Here is a 21,643-nt window from a genome sequence, read left to right on the forward strand (position 1 = left end):
ACGCCATGGGACGAGCGATAGCCGTGGTCCTTTCCGGCTGGAGCGCCCGCAACGGGCCGTCTCCCGGTCCGTCGTCGCCTACCTTCCCCGGCTCCGCGTTCGCCCTCATCGGCAGGTGCGGAAATAGGAGACTTTGCAAGCGTCGAGTTCAGTATTTCTGACGTTAGTATCGATGTCAATAAGCAAAATCAACCGTGTAAGCGGAAATGGCGCTGGTGTTTGATGTAAGGCGATTCCGTACATCGGCGGGGTCAGGTCGTTCCGCCGTGGCGTTTGCAGGGGAAGGGCGGCCGTCGGTATCGCGTGCGGGGCGTTGTTGGCGATCGCGTGCGCGGATCCGCGCTGCGTTGCAGCAGCCATCCCGCGGCGGCGCGTCGATCCGCAGCCGCAAGCGGCCAAACGCGTGCACAGCCGCACCTCGCCGCCGTCAGCCTGTATCGTGTCGCGTTTTCCGCACCCGACCGAGCCGATGCCGCATCCGTCCGCGCCTGTCCCGCCCGCCGCCGCTCCCGCCCTGCGCCACGCGCTGAAACCGCGGCAACTGATCATGATGGGCCTGGGCAGCGCGATCGGCGCCGGCCTATTCCTGGGTTCCGGCGTCGGCGTGCACGCGGCGGGGCCGGCGGTGCTGATTTCCTACCTGGTCGCCGGTGCGCTGGTGATCATCGTGATGAACGCGCTGGGCGAGATGGCCGCGGCCAAGCCGGCCAGCGGCGCATTCTCGGTCTATGCCGCCGACGCAATGGGGCCGACCGCCGGCGCCACCGTGGGCTGGCTGTGGTGGCTGCAACTGGTGATCGTGATCGCCGCCGAGGCGGTGGGCGCGGCCGGCCTGCTGGCGACGGTGTGGCCGGGCTTGCCGGTGCCGGCGGCCGCGATCGCGTTCATGGCCGCGTTCACCGCGATCAACCTGCTGGGCGTGCGCAACTTCGGCGAGTTCGAATTCTGGTTCGCCATCCTCAAGGTGGCGGCGATCGTCGGTTTCATCCTGGTCGGCATCGCCTTGCTGGCCGGCTGGCTGCCCGGTGTTCCCTCGCCGGGCCTGTCCAACGTCACCGGCAACGGCGGCTTCGCGCCGAAGGGCATGGCCGGCATCGGCGCCGCGCTGCTGGTGGTGGTGTTCGCGTTCGGCGGCACCGAGATCGTGGCGGTGGCCGCGGCCGAGACCGCCGACCCGGAGCGCAGCATCGCCCGTGCCATCCGCACCGTCGCCTGGCGCATCCTGGTGTTCTACATCGGCTCGCTGAGCGTGATCATCGCGGTGGTGCCATGGCAGAGCAAGGCGCTGAGTTCGCCGTTCGCCGCGGTGCTGCAAGTGGCCAACATCCCCGGCGCCGCCACCGGCATCACCCTGATCGCGGTGATCGCGTTGCTGTCGGCGCTCAACGCCAATCTGTACGGTGCCTCGCGGATGATCTTCTCGCTGGCCCAGCGCGGCGAAGCGCCGCGCGCGCTGGCCGCGTCCAGCCGGCAGCAGGTGCCGTGGCTGGCAGTGCTGGCCAGCGTGCTGTTCGGCTTCGTCGCCGCGGTGCTGGAGCTGCTGTATCCCAACCGGGTGCTGCCGGTGCTGCTGAACATCGTCGGCGCCACCTGCCTGCTGGTGTGGACGATCTCGCTGCTGTCGCAACTGATCCTGCGCGCGCGCGCCGACCGCGCCGGCACCCGCCTGCCGTTCCGCATGCGCGGCTATCCGGTGCTCACCGTGCTGGCCCTGGCGATCCTGGCGCTGATCTTCGGCCTGCTGGTGGCCTCGCCGGACACCCGCACGCAGTTCCTGTCGATGGCGGCGCTGACCGCGGTGATCGCCGTGGTCAGCGGCGTGGCGCGGCGGTTGCGCGCGGGGTAGGGCGCGCGCTCCATCAGTGGCGGCATGCCGTTGTGGGAGGCGCTTCGACCCCGACCGGGGCGGGTTGCCGATGGTGTCGCGCGTCGCGACTGAAGTCGCTCCCACAGAAGGGCTTCGCGCGCGTCATGTGTGCCGCCGCAGCGGCGGCGCGTGGCGCCGCTTTTCATGGAGCAGCCGCGGCAGGTGTCCGCGATGAGGCCTGTCGCGGCTGAAGCCGCTCCTACGAGGGCATCGGACAGCTCGCAGAATTCCCCTGTAGGAGCGGCTTCAGCCGCGACGCGCTGCGATGGAAGACGCCGCGACCGATCCGCGATCGCTGCAGGCGGAGCCTGGGCGCCCATCCCGCGGGCTTGACCGCCATGGGCGATCCACGACGTGCACGCGCACTCCTCAGCCCAGCAGCAGGCGTGCACCCAGCGCGCACAGCAGCGCCGGCGGCATCACCAGCGCACCGACCTTGAGGAAGCGCCAGAAGCCCACGTCCTCGCCTTCGCGGCGGATCGCGGTCAGCCACAGGATGGTCGCCAGCGAGCCGGTGATCGACAGGTTCGGCCCCAGGTCCACGCCGATCAGCAGCGCATCCACCACCAACTGCGGCGGCTGCGCCTGGGCCACGGTGGTGCTGGCGATCAGGCCGGCCGGCAGGTTGTTCATCAGGTTCGAGCCGAACGCCAGCAGGGTGCCGGCGACGCCGGCGGTGGCCTGCGGCGAGTGCGCGGCGGCGTCGGCCAGGGTGCGCGCGAGCAGGCCGATCACGCCGGTGCGCGACAGCGCTTCCACCAGCACGAACAGGCCGGCCACCAGCGGCAGCACCGACCACGACACCGCCCTGGCCATCGGCAGCGGCGACTGTCGGCCGCCCAGGCACACCACGCCCAGCGTCGCCAGGCCGGCCAGGCAGGTCGGCAGGCCCAGGTCCAGGCCCAGCGCGGAGACGCCGACCAGCAGTACCGCTGTGGCGAGGATGCCGACCAGGGCGAAGGTGCCGCCGCGGGTCAGCGGCACCGTGTCCACGCGCGCGGCGCAATGGCCGGTCAGGTCCTTGCGCTCGGCCCAGCGCAGCATCACGAAGGTCACTCCGATCGCCAGCAGCGACGGCAGCGCGAACGCGGCCATCCAGGCGCCCAGGGTCGGCATCTTGCCGCCGTACAGCACCAGGTTGGCGGGGTTGGAGATCGGCAGCACGAAGCTGGCGGCGTTGGCGATCAGCGCGCAGGCGAACAGCAGCGGCAGCGGCTTGGCGCCGGCCTTGCGCGCGGCCGCGTACACCGCCGGGGTCAGCACCACCGCGGTGGCGTCGTTGGACAGGAACGCAGTGACCACGATGCCGACGCCGAACACCAGCGCGAACAGGCGCTGGGTCGAGCCCTTGGCCAGGTTCACCGCATGCATCGCCACCCAGTCGAACAGGCCTTCGGCGCGCGCGGTCTCCGACAGCAGCATCATGCCGATCAGGAACAGGTACACGTCCAGGCCCTTGAGCACCGCCTGCCAGGCCTCGCCGCCCGGCATCAGCCCCAGCGCCATCAGCAGCAGCGCGCCGCCCACCGCCCAGCACGCCTCGGGCAGCTTGAACGGCCGCGCGATCACGCCGGCGGTGGCCAGCGCGCAGATGCCCCAGGTGGCGAAATTGGCGGTATGCGCGATGGGCATGCTCATGCCGCCGCTGCCGTGGCACGGGCGCGCAGGCGCGCGCGCGAACAGCCCGCTGGGGCGAGGCAGGGGAGGGCGATGGGGGAGGGCACGGGCATGGGGCGTCGGGCAGCGCAGTCCGAGGGGCGTGCAGGATAGCAGCGGGGCAGGTGCAGGCCGGGCCGACATGGGCGCTCCGGCGCCCGCGGTTTAGCTTGCGTAGACACGCGCAGCGGGGCTGTCCGCACATCACTGCACGCCAGGGCCGCGCGGCACCGCGGTGCCGCTACCCCAGATGGCGTGCGATCCACCCTTGCACGAACGCCACAGGTCCGGTCCGTGGCGGCGGCGTCAGCCCGGCGCTGCGCACGAAGCCGGTGGCGGCCTGGGCCAGTGCCTGGTTGGCGCGACGCACGGCCTGCTGCGCGGCCGCCTGCTGCTGGCGCAACTGCACCAGGTGCAGCGACGGCCGCCCGGGCGGGGCGAACTTCTGGTCGCGGCGCAGCGCATCGGCGGACAGGCGGCTGGCCTGCGCGGCCTGGTGCAGGGCGTCCAGTGCGTCCAGCACCTGCAATAGCCAGCGTCCGCTGTCGCTGAGCTGCAGGGGAGAGGCATCGTCGTCGCATGCCGGCAGCAGCAGCGGTGGAATCGCCGTACCGGGGAGCGTCGCCGCAGCTGGATCCAGGGCGCGCAGGCGGGCGTGGAAGGCGGTCTGCGATGAGGAAGGAATGGTCGCCATGCCGGCCCTGTGCGCGAAAGCGCGGACTGTACGCGGTTTGGCGCATCGCCGACAGGTGATGGCGTCGCGCGATGGGGACTCTCCTCGTCGATCCGGCGCGTCACCGCGGGACCACCGCGCCCTGCCTGCAGTGTCGCGCTGCATGGTTGCCGCGTTGTGCCCAATCGTGCTGGCCGCCGACGCATGACGCGCGTGCTGCCGGGCCGAAGCCGACAGACGTGGCCCTGGCGCATTGGCGCGCACAGATCTGCCTCGTTGCGTTCTCCGCGGCGTGCACGCTCGTAGCGCGACATGCGCGGGAGCGTGGGCGTGCCCTAATGCGGTGGCGACGCTGCCGCCTCCATCTGGTCGAGATACTGCAGTTCGTGCAGGGCGACGGCATTGCCGGGTTCCAGCTCCAGCGACTGCTGCAGGGCCGCGCGGGCGCCGGCCTTGTCCGGCGTGTCGATCAACAGCGAGCCGATGCCGCGCAGCGCGATCGCGCGGCCCGCGCGCGCCCGCGGCGAGACGTCGGCCAGGGCAAGCGCCTGCCGATAGCTGGCGAGCGCTTCGTCGGTGCGCCCGAGGTTGCGCAATGCATAGCCGCGTTCGGTGTAGGCGGAGAACAGATACGGCCCGAGCGCGATCGCCTGGTCGAGCCACGCCAGCGCCTCCGACCACTGCCGTTGTGCGGCGGCGGCAAAGCCGCGCATCTGCAGTGCGTTGGCGCAACTGAGGTCGATCCATTCGGTCGGCTGGCCGTCGGCATGCGCGGCCATGTAGGCCTCGTACTCCTGTACGTCGGCAACGCTGACCACGCGCAGGCCAGGCCGTTGCCATGTGCCGCAACGGGCGATGATCCGGTCCAGCAGGGCGATGTCCGCCGCATCCATGTTGTCCAGGCGTGTCTGCAGCGTGGCGATGTCCTTGCGGTACTCCACGCCGGGGCGTGCGGTCGCCGCCTTGCCTTGCAGGTAGGTGGTGACCGGCTCGGTCAGCGCCTGTGCCGCCGCGCCGTGGCCGGCGCAGGCCAACAGCGCGCACACCGTGGCGCGCAGCATCCCCTTGTGTCGCATGCATCCCCCTGCATCGAACGGTGGTGGTGGAAGGTCGCTGTCAGGTGGGCATCCCGGCTACGCCAAGGCAGGCGCGCAGCGCATGGCCGCCGCACTCAGTTGTCGGCGGTGGTCGACGTGGCGGCGTCGCTGCGCTTCTGCGCGAACAGCCACTGCCACATCTTCGGATCGCGGTAGGTGGCATCCCAGGCGTTGTGGTTGCCCTGCGGGTATTCGGTGTAGCGCACGTCGGCGTCGAGGTTCTTGAAGGCGCGGACGATCTTGCGGTCGTCGTGCGGCAGCACCACGTCGTCCTGCGCGCCGTGGAAGATCCACACCGGCACGTGCCGCAGGCGCTGCGCCAGCGCGCTGTAGGGATCGGCCAGATAGGCCACCGGCGTCACCACCAGGTATTCGCGGTCCTCGTGCGGGGACAGGATCGCGCCGCAGATCGGCACCAGCGCAGCGAAGCGCTGCGGCTGCTTCAGGGCGATCTCCCAGGTGCCGTAGCCGCCCATCGACATGCCGGTCAGATAGGTGCGTTGCGGGTCGCCGTTGAACTCGGCGCTGCTGTCGTCCAGCGCCTGCAGCGCCATGGTCGCGTTGGCGCCGTTCCACTCCTCGCCGTCGGGCGCCTGCGGCATCACCACCAGGGCCGGGAAATCGGCCAGGTGGCGGCGCAGGTAGGGGCCCAGGCCGGCCGTGGTCTGGTCGCGGCCGTCGTCGCCGCGCTCGCCGGAGCCGTGCAGGAACAGCACCACCGGCACCAGGCCCTGGCGATGCGCCGGCGCCGGCACGAACACCTGGTAGCGGTAGATGCGTCCATCGAGGGTCAGCTGGCGGCTGACGAAGTGGCCGGTGGCCGGGTCGCTGGGCAAACTGCTGCAGCCGACCATCGACAGGCACAGCAGAAGCAGCAACGAACGCATCGACATGGCTGGCCCTCGGATGGTGAGCCCGCAGTATCGTGGCCTTGGCGTCTTTCCGACAACCCGGACAGCGGCGGCGGACATGCGCCAGTCAGCCGGCGGCCGAGGCGCGTGCCGGTGCGGTGCGCGCGTCGTGCCCGGGTGGGTGCGGCGACCAGCGTCGTCCCGCACGCACCCGCCGTGCCCGCCCGCCCTACAGCAGGACCAGGGTGGCCAGACCGAGGAAGCTGAGGAAGCCCATCACGTCGGTCAGCGTGGTCAGGATCACCCCGCCGGCCAGGGCCGGGTCGAAGCCCAGGCGCTTGAGCGTCAGCGGCACCAGCACGCCGCCCAGCGCGGCGGTGAGCAGGTTGATGGTCAGGGCCGAGCCGATCACCAGCGACAGCAGCGGTTGCTTGAACCACAGCAGCACGATCAGGCCCAGGCCGATGCCCAGCGCCAGGCCGTTGATCAGCGCCACCGACAGCTCCTTGCGCAGCAGCACGATCACGTTGGAGGCGCCGATCTGGCCCAGGGCCAGGCCGCGCACCATCAGCGCCAGCACCTGGGTGCCGGCGTTGCCGCCCATGCCGGCCACGATCGGCATCAACGCGGCCAGCGCCACCAGCTTGGCGATGGTGCCCTCGAACTGGCCGACCACGCTGGAGGCGATGAAGGCCGTGCCGAGGTTGATCGTCAGCCACAGCAGGCGGCGCCGGAATGCGCGCCGCACCGGGCTGAACAGGTCTTCGTCCTCGTCCAGACCGGCCGCGCTCATCGCCTGGTGCTCGGCCTGGTCGCGGATGATGTCGACCACGTCGTCGATGGTGATGCGGCCGAGCAGGATGTTGTTGTCGTCCACCACCGGCGCGGAGATCCAGTCGTGGTCGGAGAACTGCCGCGCGACCTCGTCGGCGCCTTCGCCGACGTCGATGGCCGGCTGCTCGTCGTCGATCAGCCGGTTGATCGGGGTGGAATCCTCGTGGGTCACCAGCGCCGCCAGCGACACCCGCCCCAGATACTGGTGGCGGCGGCTGACCACGAACAGGTGGTCGGTGTGGTCGGGCAACTCGCCGCGCAGGCGCAGGTAGCGCAGCACCACGTCGACGTTGACGTCGGCGCGCACGGTGACCACGTCCGGGTTCATCAGGCGCCCGGCGCTGTCCTCGGGATACGACAGCACCTGCTCGAGCCGCTCGCGGTTCTCGCGGTCCATCGACTTGAGCACCTCGTCGATGACCGTGTCCGGCAGGTCCTCGACCAGGTTGGCGAGGTCGTCGATGTCCAGGTCTTCGACCGCGGCGACGATTTCGTCCGGGTCCATGTCCGCGAGCAGGCTCTCGCGCACTTCCTCGCCGACGTGGACCAGCACCTCGCCGTCGTCCTCCGGATCGACCAGCCCCCACACCACCTCGCGCTTGCCCGGCGGCAGCGACTCCAGCAGGTTGCCGATCTCGGCCGGCGCCAGCGTATTGACCAGGCGCCGCACCGGACCCAGGCGCCCGCTGTCCAGCGCATCGGACAGCATGCGCAGCTGCCGCGCGGTCTTGTCGTGGCGGACGGCGTCGGCCATGCGCTGCTCCCTTGAGGTGAGGCCGCGCTCCGGAGAAACGCGGTCGGTCAGATGTTCATCCCAACATTATCGCCTGCATGTTGCGGGAAGCACAGTGTTGGTTGGGGCCGGAAGTGGGGAATCGGGAATCGGGAATCGCAGGTGCAGAGCGAAGCAGGGTCAGTGCGCGTGGAGAAAAGCGAAGGCTCGGGAAGCGAGCAGCTTGCTGCTGGGGAGGTGGGCGAGAGGCAAAGGGCAGGGGGCAGGAACTGGGGAACAGGGAGCAGGCAGCACGGAGGAGGGGCGCAGAGAGCAGAGCAGAAAGCAGGAAGCAGAAAGCAGGAAGCAGGAAGCAGAAACCAGGAGTAGGAGACTTGAGGTAGGGATGCTGATGGGAGATGCGGCATCGACGCAGGCGCACGGACGGCAGTTTTTGTGGGAGGGACTTCAGTCCCGACGCGATAGGGGTTCAGGCGTCGGGACTGAAGTCCCTCCCACAAGGATGCGATGCAGGCTGAAGGAGTCCGGAGTCCGGAGGCCGAGATCGCGATGCGTGCCTGCGCGTGCGGCCCGGTCTTGTGTAGGAGCGGCTTCAGCCGCGACGGCGGTGCCGACCAGGTTTGTCGTGGCTGAAGCTGTCGCGGCTGAAGCCGCTCCTACGCGATGCAACGCCGCAACACGCGCGGGAACTACCCGATCGCGCAGCCCAGCCAACGCTCGATGCCCTTGCGGTCGCGCGCCTGCAGCAGCTTGGCGCCGCGCTGGCGCAGGGCCTGCAGGTCGGTGTCGCGGATCACCTGGCGCACTTCCAGCATCGTCGCCGGGTGCAGGCTGAACTCGCGCAGCCCCAGCGCCAGCAGCATCGGCGTCAGCGCCGGGTCGCCGGCGATCTCGCCGCACACCGCCACCGGCTTGCCGTGGGCCTGGCCGGTGGCGATCACCTGCGCGATCAGGCGCAGCACCGCCGGATGCAGCGGCGAATACAGCTCGGCCACCGCCTCGTTGTTGCGGTCGGCGGCGAGCAGGTACTGCACCAGGTCGTTGGTGCCGATCGACAGGAAGTCGATGACGTCGATGAAGGTGTCCAGCGCGAGCGCCGCCGCCGGCACCTCGATCATCGCGCCGAGTTGCACCTGCTCGGCGATGGCGTGGCCGTCGCGGCGCAACTGCGCGGCGATGCGCTTGAGATGGCGGCGCATCGCCAGCAGTTCCTCGCGCGCGCTCACCATCGGCACCAGCACCCGCACCGGCCCGTAGGCCGAGGCGCGCAGCAGCGCACGCAACTGCGTGTCGGAGACCTTGGGGCGGGCCAGCGACAGGCGCACGCCGCGCAGTCCCAGCGCCGGGTTTTCTTCGTTGCTCATGGTCAGGCCGGTGCGATCAGCCTTGTCCGCGCCCAGATCCAGGGTGCGGATGGTCACCGGCCGCCCGCTCATGCCGAGCACCGCGTCGCGGTAGGTGTGGAACTGTTCTTCCTCGTCGGGTAGCGCGTCGCGCTGCAGGAACAGGAATTCGGTGCGGTACAGACCAAGGCCGTCGGCGCCCAGCGCATGTGCGCGGGTGACGTCGTCGCGCGACTCGGCGTTGGCCAGCAAGGTGATGTCCACGCCGTCGCGGGTGCGGCTGGGCTTGGAGCGCAGCTTGCCCAGGCTGCGTTGCAGCCTGGCCTGCTCGCGCACGCGACTGCGGTAGTCGCGCAGGTCGTCCGGGGTCGGGTCGACCAGGACCGCGCCCTGGGTGCCGTCGACGATCAGCACGTCGCCGTCGTTGATCTTCTGCAGCGCGTCGGCGACGCCGACCACCAGCGGCAGGTGCAGGCTGCGGGCCAGGATCGCGCTGTGCGACAGACTGCTGCCGGCACTGGTGACGATGCCGACCACGCCCTGCGCCTGCAGTTGCGCCAGTTCCGACGGCGCCACGTTCTCGCACACCAGGATCTCGCCGGCCAGGCCTTCGCTGTCCGGTTGGCGCTTCTGCAGGAACGCATGGATCCGCCCGATCACATGGTCCAGATCGTCCATGCGGCTCTTCAGGTAGGCGTCTTCCATGTCGTCGAACACGGTCGCCAGGCGGTCGCGCTGCAGGCGCAGTGCGTAATCGGCGCTGTAGCGGCCGGTGCGGATCAGTTCGTCCAGGCCGTGCAGCAGTTCCGGGTCGTCGAGCAGCAGCGCGTGCAGGTCGAGGAATTCGCCGACCTCCTTGGCCAGGGCGCCGTGCAGGCGCTGGCGCAGGCCGTGCATCTCCTCGCGCGCGGCGTCCACCGCACGGTGCAGGCGATCGAGTTCCTCGGGGATCTGCGCGGCGCCGATGCGTTGCTCGGCCACCTCCAGCGCATGCGGCAGGCGCACCCGCGCCCGGCCCAGGGCATTGCCGCGCGAGGCACCATGGCCGGCGATGCGCACGCTCACCGCGCGTGCCCCGTGCGGCGGCACCGCGTCCCTGCCTGCGGCCGCCGGCGGCGCATGCTCAGCTGTCCTCGTCGAAGCGCCGCTCGAACAGGTCGACCACGGCCTTGAGCGCCTCGGCCTCGTCGGCGCCGTCCACCCGCACTGTCACCGGCGTGCCCTGCGCGGCGGCCAGCAGCATCACGCCCATGATGCTCTTGGCGTTGACCTCGCGGCCCTTGGCCGCGAGCGTGGCATTGCAGCGGAACGAGGACAGCGTCTGCACCAGCTTGGCAGTGGCGCGGGCGTGCAGGCCGAGGCGGTTGGAGACCAGCAGTTCGCGTTCAAGCATCGTCGATCACCACGCCGTTGCGCGAGCCGGCGGCGGCGGTCGCGGGCAACTGCTCCAGTCCTTGTTCGGGGTAGTTCATGATCCGCAGCAGCATCGGCAGACTCAACGCCGAGACGCGCCGCACCGGCGTGCCCAGGCGCGCCAGCCGCGCGGCGAGGTTGCTCGGGCTGGCCCCGTACAGATCCGTCACCACCAGTACGCCATCGCCGTCGTCCACCCGCCGCAACGCCGCCGACGCCTGCGGGAGCAGCGCGTCGAGGTCGGCATCGAACGGCACGTCGAAGGCTTCGGTTTTCAGCGGCAACTGCCGCAACAGGCGGGTCGCCACGCTCAGCAGCGCGGCGCCGATCCCAGGGTGGGTGATGAGGAGAATGCCACAGGCCATGGGAGAACGTTAACAGGTCAGGCAGGGCGCAGGGAATGGCTGTGGGGTGCTGGGATTGGGGATTCGGGATTGGGGATTCGCAAGAGCCAGAGCAATGCCCGCTTTTGCCAATCCCGAATCCCCAATCCCCAATCCCGGCCTTTCGATCAATCCTGCTCGCGATGGAAGGTGGCCACTTCCGGCCAGCCCTGTTCGCGGGCGTGGCGGGCCAGACGTTCGGCCAGGTAGACAGATCGGTGCTTGCCACCGGTGCAGCCGAAGGCGATGGTCACGTAGCTGCGGGTGTCGTTGCGCAGCCGCGGCAGCCAGGTGTCGAGGAAGTCGATCAGTTGCGCGGTGTAGCGCTGCACGTCCGGTTGCGCGTCCAGGTACTCGCGCACGCCGCTGTCGCGGCCGGTCATCGGGCGCAGCTCCGGGTCCCAGTGCGGATTGGGCAGCACCCGCGCATCGAACACGAAATCCGCCTCGGCCGGCACCCCGCGCTTGTAGGCGAAGGACTCGAACAGCAGCGACAGGGTGTTCTCGGCGGACAGTGCGAACTCGGTGGTGACCCGCCGGCGCAGCTGGTGCACGTTGAGCGTGCTGGTGTCGATCACCGCATCGGCGGCCTCGCGCAGCGGCTCGGTCAGCGCGCGCTCGCGCTCGATCGCTTCCGGCAGCGACAGGCCCTGGCGCGACAGCGGGTGGCGCCGGCGGGTGTCGGCGTAGCGCTTGATCAGCGCCTCGTCGTTGGCATCGAAGAACAGCAGCCGCGCGTCCAGGCCGAACTGCGCCACCGCCTCGCGCCAGCGCGAGAGCTGGGTCAGGTCGCTGTGGCGGCTGCGCACGTCGATGCCCACCGCCAGCTTGCTGGGGCCGGCATCCTCGCGCACCAGGCTCTTGACGAAGGCCGGCAGCAGTTCCACCGGCAGGTTGTCGACGCAGTAGTAGTCCAGGTCCTCGAAGGTCTTCAGCGCCACCGACTTGCCGGAGCCGGACAGGCCGCTGACGATGACCAGGGTGGAGGTGTTGGCACCGGCGGTCATGGCGTGCGCCGCTCCAGCAGGTTGCTGTGGCGGGCGATGAACATCGCCGCCGGGTCGATGCCCTTGGTGCGCAGGATGTGCAGGCGCGTGGCGGCCTCGGTCAGCACCGCCAGGTTGCGGCCGGGCATCACCGGCAAGGTGATCAGCGGCACATCCAGGTCCAGCACGTGGCGGGTGCCGGAATCGCCGGTGAGGCGCTCGTAGCCGTGGGGCGTGGGCTCGGTCATGGGCCGGGTCAGGTGCACGATGAGCCGAAGGTACTTGTTCTTCTTTACAGCCGTGTCGCCGAACATCTCGCGCACGTTGAGCACGCCCAGCCCGCGCACTTCCAGCAGGTCCTGCAGCAGTTCAGGGCAGGTGCCGTCGAGCACGTCGGGGGCGATCTGGGTGAATTCGGGGGCGTCGTCGGCGACCAGGCGGTGGCCGCGGCTCAACAGTTCCAGCGCCAGCTCGCTCTTGCCCGAGCCGGCCTCGCCGGTGATCAGCACGCCGATCGAGTAGATCTCCATGAACACGCCATGCAGGATCACCCGCGGCGCCAGCGTGCGCGCCAGGTGGTAGGAGAGGTGATTGAGCAGTTCGTGGCCGCGCTTGGGCGAGACCCACAGCGGCGTGTCGGATTCGTCGGCGGCCGCGCGCAGGTCTTCCGGGCACGACTGGTTCTTGGTGACCACCAGCGCCAGCGGCCGCACCTGCACGATCTTCTCGATGGTCTCCCAGCGCTGGCGCGCGTCCAGCGAGTCCAGCCAGGCCAGTTCCTCGGTGCCGAGGATCTGCACCTTGTTGGGGTAGATGGTGTTGAGGTAGCCGGCCAGCGACGGCCGCCGCGAGACCGCATTGCCGGCCTCCAGCACCCGGTGCTCGCCCTTGTGCCCGGCCAGCCAGCGCAGGCCGAGGCGGTCGCGCTGCTGGTCGAACAGCTCGCGTGCGTCGATGCTGGTGTTCATGCGGCGGCCCGTGGCGCGCCGCCGAGCAGCGCATACAGTGCGGCGGCGTCCGGCGCGTTGCGCAGGGCGTCGCGGAATTCGGCGATGGAGAACTGCTCGGCCAGTTCGGACAGCAGCATCAGGTGTTGGTGGGTGTAGTGCGCCGGGACGGCCATGGCGAAGATCAGGTCGACCAGGGTGCCCTGGCCGTCGAAATCGATCGGCTGTTGCAGGCGCAGCAGCGCGCCGCGGGGGGCGTCCAGGTCCGGCGCGCGGCCATGCGGGATGGCGATCCCATGGCCGATGGCGGTGCTGCCGAGCTGTTCGCGCTCGCGCAGGCTGGCGAAGAGTTCATCGGCGCCGGCCTGCTGGCAGGCCAGCAGACCGGCGGCGGTGTGCAGCAGGGTGTCGCGATCGGCGGCCGGAAGCACCTGGGTGCTGACGGCCGCCATCAGATCGGTCAAGGGCATGGCGGCGCAACGTGGGGAGGATCACGCGAGATTGTCGCGCACCTCGGCCGCATGGTGGTCGTGCTTCTTTTCCTTGTGCTTGATGATCAGCCGGTCCAGCTTGTCGGCGAGCAGGTCGATCGCCGCGTACATGGTCTGCGCGCTGGCGTCGGCGTGCAGGGTGCGGCCGGGGACATTGACGGTGGCCTCGACGTGGTGGTCGGGCTTGCGCAGCGCCAGCTGGGCGCGGACCTCGATGGTTTCCTCGTAGTGTCGCTTCAGCCGTTGCAGCTTGGTCTCCACATACTCGCGCAGGGCGGGGGTGACTTCGATCTGCTGGCCGTAGGTCTCGATACGCATCGGATACTCCTTGGTTCGGGTTTCACACCTATGAACCATCGCCGCCGCCGCTAGCCGATCCGAACGCGTTCGTGGGAGGCGGAGATGTTCATGGCCTCACGATACTTCGCCACGGTGCGGCGCGCTACAGGCACGCCGGCACTTTTCAGCAGGTCGGCCAGCTTGGCGTCAGAAAGCGGCTTGCGCGGATTTTCCGCCTCGATCAGCCGCCGGATCATCGCCTGGATCGCCGTGCTGGACGCCTCGCCGCCGCTGTCGGTGTCGATGCCCGAGGCGAAGAAGGCGCGCAGCGGGATGGTGCCGCGCGGGGTGCGCACGTACTTGCGGGCGATGGCGCGCGAAATGGTGCTTTCGTGCAGGCCCAGTTCGCCGGCGATCTCGCGCAGGGTCAGCGGCCGCAGCGCCTGTTCGCCGAACTCCAGGAAGCCGGCCTGCTGCTTGAGCAGGCAACGGGTCACCTTGAGCAGGGTCTCGCCGCGCGCCTCCAGGCTCTTCAGCAGCCAGCGCGCTTCCTGCAGCTGCCCGCGCAGGTAGCCGGCATCGCTTTCGCCGCATTGGCGGATCAGCCGCTCGTAGCCGCGGTGGATGGTGACCTTGGGCTGGGCGTGCGCGGACAGCGCCGCATGCCAGACCCCACGCTGGCGCCAGACCACGCAGTCCGGCACCACGTAGGTGTCGCTGCCCAGTTCGCCGATCTGCTTGCCCGGGCGCGGGTCCAGCGAGCGCAGCAGCGCGACCGCGGTGTCGACCTCCGCCGCCGGACGCTTGAGTTCGTGGGCCAGCCCGGCCACGCCGCTGCGCGGCAACCGCTCCAGCGGACCGTTGGCGATGGTGCGCGCCAGCGCCAGCCCCGGCGTGTCCTCGGGCAGGGTGTCCAATTGGAGGGTCAGGCATTCGCCCAGGCTGCGCGCGGCGATGCCGGCCGGGTCGAAGCGCTGGATCTGGTGCAGCACGGTGAGGATCTCGTCCTCCTCGGCGGCGATGTCCGGGCGCAGGGTCTCGGCGATCGCGGCCAGCGGCTCGCGCAGGTAGCCGTCGTCGTCGAGCGCGTCGATCAGCGCCGCACCGATGCTGCGGTCGCGCGCCGACAGCGGCGACAGGTGCAACTGCCACAGCAGGTGGTCGATCAGGGTGTCCGGTTCGGCCACGCGCTCGGCGGCGCTGCCCAGGTCGTCGTCGTCGAACGAACCGCCGCTGCCGCCGGCCCAGGCCGGTTCGGCGTCGGTCCAGTCGGCGCCGTCGCCGGCCGGCGCGGATTCGCCGCGGTCGCCATCCCCGTCGCCGCGTGCCTCGCTCGTTGTGTGGTCGTGATCATGGCCGTGGTCGGCACCATCGCTGCGTTCGAACGCCGGCGCGGCGTCCTCGGACCACTCCAGCAGCGGATTGCTCTCCACCGCCTCGGCGATCTCCACCTCCAGCTCGGCGCTGGACATCTGCAACAGCTTGATCGCCTGCCGCAACTGCGGCGTCATGACCAGGTGCTGTCCCAGCGATGTCTGCAGCCGTGCTTTCATGCCTGTACCGAGCGCGGAAGGAGCGTAGCCGGCGCGTGCGCGGTCAGAGCCTGAAGGTTTCCCCGAGGTAGACGCGGCGCACGTCGCTGTTGGCCAGCAGCGCTTCCGGCGCCCCCTGCGCCAACACGCTGCCCTCGTTGAGGATATACGCCCGGTCGCAGATTCCCAAGGTTTCGCGCACGTTGTGGTCGGTGATCAACACGCCGATGCCGCGCTGCTTGAGGTGGGTGACGATGCGCTGGATTTCGCCGACCGAGATCGGGTCGACGCCGGCGAAGGGCTCGTCGAGCAGCATCAGCCGCGGCTTGGCCGCCAGCGCGCGGGCGATCTCGCAGCGACGGCGCTCGCCGCCGGAGAGGCTGGCGCCGAGCTGGTCGGCGACGTGGCTGATCTGCAGTTCGTCCAGCAGCGCCACCAGTTCGCGTTCCTGTCCGGCGTTGTCCAGATCCTCGCGCAGCTCCAGCACCAGGCGGATGTTGTCGGCGACGCTGAGCTTGCGGAACACCGACGGCTCCTGCGGCAGGTAGCCGACGCCGAGCTTGGCGCGCTTGTACATCGGCAACGCGGTGATGTCGTTGCCGTCGAGCACGATGCGCCCGGCATCGGCGTCGACCAGGCCGACGATCATGTAGAAGCAGGTGGTCTTGCCGGCGCCGTTGGGGCCGAGCAGGCCGACCACTTCGCCCGCCTCCAGGGTCAGTGCGAAGTCGCGCACCACTTCGCGCTGCTTGTAGCGCTTGCGCAGGCCTTCGGCGAGCAGCATCACTGGCCTCCTTGCTTGGTCGGCTTGGCGGGTGCCGCGGCCGGCTTGGCAGCGGGCTTGGCGCCGTTGGCAGGCGCGGCGCCCGGAGCGGCGCCTGCGTTCTTCGGCTGGATCACCGTGTGCACGCGGGTGCCGTCGCCACCGCCCTGCATGTCGCCGGTCTTGGTGTTGTAGACCATGCGCTGGCCGGCGTTGGTGCCCTTGGGCGAGGTCATGCGGTAGTTGCCGGTGAGGATCACCGTGTCGGTGGGCACCTTGTAGTCGATGTTGTCCGCGACCGCGTCCATCGGCGAGCCGTCGTCCAGTTCCTGCTTCAAGGTGGCCTGCTTGCCGGTCAGCACGACGCGATCGATGTCGCCGTTCTTGCGGAACAGATCGGCGGTGTCGGCATGGATCTCCAGCGTGCCCTGGATGATGACGACATTGCCGAAGAAACGGACCTTGCCGTCGTCGGCCATCATGTTGCCGTCCTGCGCGTCGGACTTGATGTCCATCGGCTGGTTGCGGTCGGTGGACTTGGCCAGCGCCAGGGTCGGCAGCAGCAGGGCGAGCAGGGCGAGCTTAGCGGGCAGCATTCGGTTCATAACGGGACTTGACCTGTGAAAGGAGCTTGTACTGCCGGGATTTCAGGTCGACCTGGAAGCCGACGCCGGTCTGCATCATACCGGGCCGGGTCATGGTGACCGGGTCGGCGGTGCGCGCGCTGTTGGTCTGCGGGAAGACGTCCAGGCTCTGGGTACGGAAGGTGGTGGGCGGGATGCTGGGCACCTTGGGGCTGTCGCCGGCGACATCGTCGCGCAGGCGCAGTTCGTCGCCGTTGGCGCTGACCCAGCCGGTCTTGCTGCGCATTTCCCAGTGCTGGCCGTTGGCGTCGGGCAGCAGGAACAGCGGGGTCACGATCGACATCGTCTGGTCGGCGCGGCTGCGTTCCATCTGCGGCGCGCGCAGGGTCATCGCTTCCTTGCCCTGCTTGTCCAGGCTGACGATCTCGAAGTCGCGGGCGATGTAGTCCACGCTGGCTTCGTCGGACGGATTGCGGGTCGGCTTGCTGCGTTGGTTCCAGGCCGACCAGCCGCTGATCAGCGCCCCGACCAGCAGCAGGCCGCCGAGGGTGGTGCGCCAGTTCATGCGCCATGCTCCTGCAGCAGTGAGGGGACGTGGCCCTGTGCGGCCAGCAGCACGTCGCACAGTTCGCGCGCGGCGCCTTCGCCGCCGCGGGCGCGGGTGGTCCAGTGCACGTGTTCGGCGGTCCAGGGGTGGGCGTTGGCCGGGGCCACCGCCAGGCCGACCACGCGCAGCGGCGCCAGGTCGGGCAGGTCGTCGCCCATGAAGCAGACCTGCTCCAGGCCGATGCCGCGCTCGTCGCACAGCGCCTGCACGCCGGCGCGCTTGTCCTTGACCCCGATCTGCACCAGCAGGCCCAGTTCCTGCCCGCGCTTCTGCGCGGCCAGGCTCGGCCGCGCAGTGATCAGCGCCACGTCGATGCCGTGCCGGCGCAACTGCACCAGGCCCTGACCGTCGAGTACGTTGAAGGCCTTGCTCTCGTTGCCGTCGCGGTCGTAGTACAGGCGGCCGTCGGTCAGCGTGCCGTCGACGTCGAAGCACGCCAGGCGGATCCGGGCGGCGCGGTCGATCAGGTCGGCGGGAAGGTCGGCCAGCGGGGAATAGGGCATGTTCGGGATATCGGGGCGGGGAGGCCGGCTTTCCAGCGGCCAGGGCCAGCGGCGTGGGGCACCGCTGGCAGTGAACGGGTTCAGCCTGTTAAACCACTCTGGCGCGCAACAGGTCGTGAATGTTGAGCGCGCCGACCGCGCGGCCAGCCGCGTCGACCACGATCAGGCCGTTGATCTGATGGGTTTCCATCAACCGTGCGGCCTCGGCGGCGAGCTGGTCGGCGCCGATGGTACGCGGTTGCCGGGTCATCACCTCGGCGATGCGGGTCTGGCGCACGTCCAGTGCGCTGTCCAGGGCGCGGCGCAGGTCGCCGTCGGTGAACAGCCCGAGCAGGCGGTCGTCGGCGTCCACCACCGCGGTCATGCCCAGGCGCTTGCGGCTCATCTCCACCAGCGCCTCGCTGAGGCTGGCGTCCTCGCGCACCTTGGGCAGTTCGTCGCCGCGGTGCATGACGTCGGTGATGTGCAGCAGCAGGCGGCGGCCGAGGCTGCCGGCCGGGTGCGAGCGGGCGAAGTCGTCGGCGGTGAAGCCGCGCGCGTCCAGCAGCGCCACCGCCAGCGCATCGCCCAGCGCCAGCGAGGCGGTGGTGCTGGAGGTCGGCGCCAGATCCAGCGGGCAGGCCTCGGCCGGCACGCTGACGTCCAGGTGCAGGTCGGCCTCGCGCGCCAGCGTGGACTGCGCACGGCCGGTCATCGCGATCACCGCGTTGCCCTGGCGCTTGAGCACCGGCAGCAGCATCAGGATCTCGTCGGACTCGCCGGAGTAGGACAACGCCAGGACCACATCGGTGTCGGTGATCATGCCCAGGTCGCCATGCCCGGCTTCGCCCGGGTGCACGAAGAACGCCGGGGTGCCGGTGGAGGCGAGGGTGGCGGCGATCTTGCGCGCGACGTGGCCGGACTTGCCCATGCCGGTGGCGACCACGCGCCCGCGCGAGCCCAGGATCAACCGGCAGGCGGCGGCGAAGTCGGCGCCGATGCGGGCGCCGACCGCCGCCAGCGCGGCCTGTTCGATCTCGACCACGCGACGGCCGCTGGCGACCAGGCCGGCGTCGTCGGGCGTCGTGGGAGACAGGGGCGATACATCCATGCGGGTGCCGGTCGGAGGGTAGAATGGCCGATCATTTTAGGAGGAAAGCCCGGTGGACGCCGAAACCATCCGTAAACTCATCGAGGCCGGCCTGCCGGACGCGCAGGTGCAGGTGCAGGGCGACGACGGCGTGCACTTCGAGGCCACCGTGGTCAGCGCCGCCTTCGCCGGCAAGCTGCCGCTGGCCCGCCACCGCATGGTCTACGCCACCCTGGGCGAGCTGATGGGCGGGGCGATCCACGCGCTGGCCCTGACCACCCTGACCCCCGAGCAGGCCGGGCGCGCCGCCGGCTGAGCCGCCGCGCCCGTTTTTCCCTTTTTTCCCTTCCCCCACGAGACCCATGGCCAAAATCGTAGTGACCGGCGGCAATGCGCTGCACGGTGAAGTGAACATTTCCGGCGCCAAGAACGCCGTGCTGCCGATCCTCTGCGCGACCCTGCTGGCCGATGCGCCGGTGGAGATCACCAACGTGCCGCAACTGCACGACGTGATCACCACGGTGAAGCTGCTCGGCGAGCTGGGCGCGGAGGTCACCATCGACGAAGGCACGCTGTCGCGCGGCAGCGCGATCACCGTCGACCCGCGCAAGGTCGATCAGCACGTCGCCCCGTACGAGCTGGTGCGCACCATGCGCGCCTCGATCCTGGTGCTGGGCCCGCTGCTGGCCAAGTTCGGCGCCGCCGAAGTGTCGCTGCCGGGCGGCTGCGCGATCGGCTCGCGGCCGGTCGACCAGCACATCAAGGGCCTGCAGGCGCTGGGCGCGGAGATCAGCGTCGAGAACGGCTACATCAAGGCCAGCAGCAACGGCCGGCTCAAGGGCGGCCGCTACGTGTTCGACATGGTCAGCGTCACCGGCACCGAGAACGTGCTGATGGCCGCGGCCCTGGCTGACGGCACCACCGTGCTGGAGAACGCGGCGATGGAGCCGGAGGTCAGCGACCTGGCCGACTGCCTGATCGCGCTGGGCGCGAAGATCGAAGGCGCCGGCACCTCGCGCATCGTCGTGCACGGCGTGGAGCGCCTGTCCGGCGGCCGCCACGCGGTGCTGCCGGACCGCATCGAGACCGGCACCTTCCTGGTCGCCGCGGCGATGACCGGGGGCAGCGTCACCGTGCGCCGCGCGCGCGCCGACACCCTCGACGCGGTGCTGGACAAGCTCACCGAGGCCGGCGCCAGCATCGAGACCGGCGAGGACTGGATCCGCCTGGACATGCACGGCAAGCGCCCGCGTGCGGTCAGCCTGACCACCGCGCCGTATCCGGCGTTCCCCACCGACATGCAGGCGCAGTTCATGGCGCTCAACTGCGTGGCCGACGGCGTCGGCGTGATCAACGAAACGATCTTCGAGAACCGTTTCATGCACGTCAACGAACTGCTGCGCCTGGGCGCGGACATCCAGATCGAAGGGCATACCGCGATCGTGCGCGGCGCCGAACGGCTCAGCGGCGCACCGGTGATGGCCACCGACCTGCGCGCCTCGGCCTCGCTGATCCTGGCCGGCCTGGTCGCCGACGGCGACACCACCATCGACCGCATCTACCACCTGGACCGGGGGTACGAGAACATCGAGGAGAAGCTGGGGGCGCTGGGCGCGTCCATCCGGCGCGTCGCATGATCCTCAGCGGCCGCTTCAGCCGCCGGCGCAAGGTGTTGCTGGCGATCGTGGTGGTGCTGCTGGCCTGGGTGGGCTATGCCTGGTACACCGGCATCGCCATCACCCAGGGCATCGAGGAGCGCGACATGGATTGGAACGGCGACGGCCAGGTCACCCGCGACGAGATCTGGCAGTCGTTCTACGCGGTCGGCGTCAGCCGCACCCAGAACGGCCCGCGCGAGTGCAGCACGTTCTACTGGCGCAGCACCGGCGCGCAGATCCGCGTGGATTGCCGCACCACCTTCAAGGCTGTGCCGGCGGAAAAGAAGTAACGGCGTGGGGCAGGCGCCGCTTGGGCGGCGCCCGCCTAGGCTGTGCACCAAGGGAGAGCACTACCTGTCGCCCCGTTGCATGTTCGATGGATGGGCGTTGACTCGCGCCGTTTGGAGCTTCTGCAATCGCTCGCCGGTTTCCGCAGGGCGATTCGCAACCTCGCGTCGGGGCTGAAGCCCCTCCCACATGGGACGCCACGCGCTGCGTTGGGAACTGCTGCTGCGGTTTCCCAATCCCAAATGCCAATCCCGGCTCACCGGGTCGCGGCTGAAGCCGCTCCTACATGGGAAACACAAATAGCGGGGAAACCGCTGTTGCGATTCCCCATTCCCGATTCCCCATTCCCGCGGCGAAGCCGCTGTTACGATTCCCCAATCCCCATTCCCCAATCCCGGCTCTTCAGCGCAACGCCTTGATCGTCAGGTCCAGCGCGTCCTGGCCGTTCTCGCGCTGCAGGATGCGCACCGGCACCGGCATGTCCGGCACGATCCAGGCCACGATTTCCTTGGAACCGTCGGTGCGGCTGACCTTGGTCGCCTGTTCGGTCTTGCCGTTGACGGTGACCGCTTCCTTGCCGGCGATGCGGTAGGTCATCGGCTTGGCGCGGCCCTCGTCGACCATGCGGTAGCTCGGGGTCTTGCCGGCGTTGACGTCGCGCGCGATCGCCAGGTTGATCAGCAGCGCGTCCATGTCGCCCGGCTGCAGCTTCACCGGGCCGCGGCGGTCGGCCTTGAGGTCGCCGCCCCAGGTCGCCTGGCCGGTGCTCCAGTCGTAGTTGGCGGTCACCGCCTTCTTCTTGATCAGGAACACCGAGCGGTCGTCGCTGCTGAGCGGACGCAGCTGCCCGCCTTTTTCCTCGAACACGGTGCTCTGGCTGAGGTCGGCGACCTGGTTCTTGATCGCCAAGCTGTAGCGCCAGCGGTCGCCGCCCTGCTTGGCCAGGGTCATCACGCCGTTGGCCTGCATGCCCATATAGCTGGCCTGGTAGTCCGCGGTGAACGGCTCCAGGGCCAGGGCAGGCAGGCTGGCGGTGGCCAGCAGGGCAGCGGCGAGGGCGGTCAGCGGGCGGGCGATGCGGGTCAT

23 protein-coding genes are annotated in these 21,643 nt (G+C 69.9%); 4 read left to right on the top strand and 19 right to left on the bottom strand.

What is annotated here, in order from left to right:
• The first annotated feature begins 469 nt into the window (after window positions 1-469).
• Window positions 470-1,846, top strand: coding sequence for an amino acid permease (locus PG878_RS07140; RefSeq protein WP_209029723.1), 1,377 nt, complete (start codon window positions 470-472; stop codon window positions 1,844-1,846).
• Between the two features lie 390 nt (window positions 1,847-2,236).
• On the opposite strand, the gene PG878_RS07145 is transcribed toward PG878_RS07140, so the two are convergent.
• The 18 genes from PG878_RS07145 to PG878_RS07230 form a co-directional block, all read right to left on the bottom strand.
• Window positions 2,237-3,505, bottom strand: a complete 1,269-nt coding sequence (locus PG878_RS07145; RefSeq protein ID WP_209029724.1) for an arsenic transporter — start codon at window positions 3,503-3,505, stop codon at window positions 2,237-2,239.
• 259 nt (window positions 3,506-3,764) lie between these two features.
• Window positions 3,765-4,217 (bottom strand): hypothetical protein, encoded by a 453-nt coding sequence (locus PG878_RS07150; protein ID WP_209029725.1) that lies wholly within the window; start codon window positions 4,215-4,217, stop codon window positions 3,765-3,767.
• 314 nt (window positions 4,218-4,531) lie between these two features.
• Window positions 4,532-5,272, bottom strand: a complete 741-nt coding sequence (locus PG878_RS07155; RefSeq protein ID WP_244672444.1) for a tetratricopeptide repeat protein — start codon at window positions 5,270-5,272, stop codon at window positions 4,532-4,534.
• Window positions 5,273-5,367: 95 nt separating this feature from the next.
• Window positions 5,368-6,186: a carboxylesterase family protein gene (locus PG878_RS07160; RefSeq protein ID WP_209029726.1), complete on the bottom strand. Its 819-nt coding sequence runs from the start codon at window positions 6,184-6,186 to the stop codon at window positions 5,368-5,370.
• 187 nt (window positions 6,187-6,373) lie between these two features.
• Window positions 6,374-7,732: a magnesium transporter gene (mgtE, locus tag PG878_RS07165; RefSeq protein ID WP_010344112.1), complete on the bottom strand. Its 1,359-nt coding sequence runs from the start codon at window positions 7,730-7,732 to the stop codon at window positions 6,374-6,376.
• Between the two features lie 668 nt (window positions 7,733-8,400).
• A complete protein-coding gene (gene ptsP, locus PG878_RS07170) occupies window positions 8,401-10,119 on the bottom strand; it encodes a phosphoenolpyruvate--protein phosphotransferase (RefSeq protein WP_209029727.1) in 1,719 nt (572 codons plus the stop codon).
• Window positions 10,120-10,177: 58 nt separating this feature from the next.
• On the bottom strand, window positions 10,178-10,447 hold the full coding sequence (locus PG878_RS07175; protein ID WP_010344110.1) for an HPr family phosphocarrier protein: 270 nt from the start codon (window positions 10,445-10,447) through the stop codon (window positions 10,178-10,180).
• Window positions 10,440-10,832 (bottom strand): PTS sugar transporter subunit IIA, encoded by a 393-nt coding sequence (locus tag PG878_RS07180; protein WP_010344109.1) that lies wholly within the window; start codon window positions 10,830-10,832, stop codon window positions 10,440-10,442. The genes PG878_RS07175 and PG878_RS07180 overlap by 8 nt, the downstream gene beginning before the upstream one ends.
• A 146-nt stretch (window positions 10,833-10,978) precedes the next feature.
• Window positions 10,979-11,857 (bottom strand): RNase adapter RapZ, encoded by an 879-nt coding sequence (gene rapZ, locus PG878_RS07185; protein ID WP_209029728.1) that lies wholly within the window; start codon window positions 11,855-11,857, stop codon window positions 10,979-10,981.
• On the bottom strand, window positions 11,854-12,804 hold the full coding sequence (hprK, locus tag PG878_RS07190; protein ID WP_209029729.1) for an HPr(Ser) kinase/phosphatase: 951 nt from the start codon (window positions 12,802-12,804) through the stop codon (window positions 11,854-11,856). The genes rapZ and hprK overlap by 4 nt, the downstream gene beginning before the upstream one ends.
• Window positions 12,801-13,253, bottom strand: a complete 453-nt coding sequence (locus PG878_RS07195) for a PTS sugar transporter subunit IIA (protein ID WP_209029730.1) — start codon at window positions 13,251-13,253, stop codon at window positions 12,801-12,803. The genes hprK and PG878_RS07195 overlap by 4 nt, the downstream gene beginning before the upstream one ends.
• Window positions 13,254-13,274: 21 nt before the next feature.
• Window positions 13,275-13,592, bottom strand: a complete 318-nt coding sequence (hpf, locus tag PG878_RS07200) for a ribosome hibernation-promoting factor, HPF/YfiA family (RefSeq protein ID WP_010344105.1) — start codon at window positions 13,590-13,592, stop codon at window positions 13,275-13,277.
• Window positions 13,593-13,642: 50 nt separating this feature from the next.
• Window positions 13,643-15,106: an RNA polymerase factor sigma-54 gene (locus PG878_RS07205; protein WP_209029731.1), complete on the bottom strand. Its 1,464-nt coding sequence runs from the start codon at window positions 15,104-15,106 to the stop codon at window positions 13,643-13,645.
• 43 nt (window positions 15,107-15,149) lie between these two features.
• On the bottom strand, window positions 15,150-15,869 hold the full coding sequence (lptB, locus tag PG878_RS07210) for an LPS export ABC transporter ATP-binding protein (RefSeq protein WP_152239442.1): 720 nt from the start codon (window positions 15,867-15,869) through the stop codon (window positions 15,150-15,152).
• The gene (lptA, locus tag PG878_RS07215; protein WP_209029732.1) at window positions 15,869-16,453 is read right to left on the bottom strand and encodes a lipopolysaccharide transport periplasmic protein LptA; all 585 of its coding nucleotides are present in this window, start codon (window positions 16,451-16,453) and stop codon (window positions 15,869-15,871) included. Before lptA ends, lptB begins: the two co-directional genes overlap by 1 nt.
• The gene (lptC, locus tag PG878_RS07220; protein WP_209029733.1) at window positions 16,431-16,997 is read right to left on the bottom strand and encodes an LPS export ABC transporter periplasmic protein LptC; all 567 of its coding nucleotides are present in this window, start codon (window positions 16,995-16,997) and stop codon (window positions 16,431-16,433) included. Before lptC ends, lptA begins: the two co-directional genes overlap by 23 nt.
• Window positions 16,994-17,542: a KdsC family phosphatase gene (locus PG878_RS07225; protein WP_209029734.1), complete on the bottom strand. Its 549-nt coding sequence runs from the start codon at window positions 17,540-17,542 to the stop codon at window positions 16,994-16,996. The genes lptC and PG878_RS07225 overlap by 4 nt, the downstream gene beginning before the upstream one ends.
• Window positions 17,543-17,630: 88 nt before the next feature.
• Window positions 17,631-18,632 (bottom strand): KpsF/GutQ family sugar-phosphate isomerase, encoded by a 1,002-nt coding sequence (locus PG878_RS07230; protein ID WP_209029735.1) that lies wholly within the window; start codon window positions 18,630-18,632, stop codon window positions 17,631-17,633.
• Window positions 18,633-18,684: 52 nt separating this feature from the next.
• Between PG878_RS07230 and PG878_RS07235 the strand changes: the two genes are divergently transcribed.
• Genes PG878_RS07235 through PG878_RS07245 form a run of 3 tightly spaced genes read left to right on the top strand, consistent with a single transcriptional unit; the run spans window position 18,685 to window position 20,559 of the window.
• Window positions 18,685-18,927: a BolA family protein gene (locus PG878_RS07235; RefSeq protein WP_017910668.1), complete on the top strand. Its 243-nt coding sequence runs from the start codon at window positions 18,685-18,687 to the stop codon at window positions 18,925-18,927.
• A 46-nt stretch (window positions 18,928-18,973) separates the two neighbouring features.
• The gene (murA, locus tag PG878_RS07240) at window positions 18,974-20,248 is read left to right on the top strand and encodes a UDP-N-acetylglucosamine 1-carboxyvinyltransferase (RefSeq protein WP_209029736.1); all 1,275 of its coding nucleotides are present in this window, start codon (window positions 18,974-18,976) and stop codon (window positions 20,246-20,248) included.
• On the top strand, window positions 20,245-20,559 hold the full coding sequence (locus PG878_RS07245; protein ID WP_209029737.1) for an EF-hand domain-containing protein: 315 nt from the start codon (window positions 20,245-20,247) through the stop codon (window positions 20,557-20,559). The genes murA and PG878_RS07245 overlap by 4 nt, the downstream gene beginning before the upstream one ends.
• 400 nt (window positions 20,560-20,959) lie before the next feature.
• Here the strand turns inward: PG878_RS07245 and PG878_RS07250 are convergent, their stop codons facing one another.
• Entirely contained in the window at window positions 20,960-21,643 is a 684-nt protein-coding gene (locus PG878_RS07250; RefSeq protein WP_010344095.1) for a DUF3108 domain-containing protein, read from the bottom strand.

The sequence above is a fragment of the Xanthomonas hawaiiensis genome, assembly GCF_031834635.1.
Classification (GTDB): Bacteria; Pseudomonadota; Gammaproteobacteria; order Xanthomonadales; family Xanthomonadaceae; genus Xanthomonas_A; species Xanthomonas_A sacchari.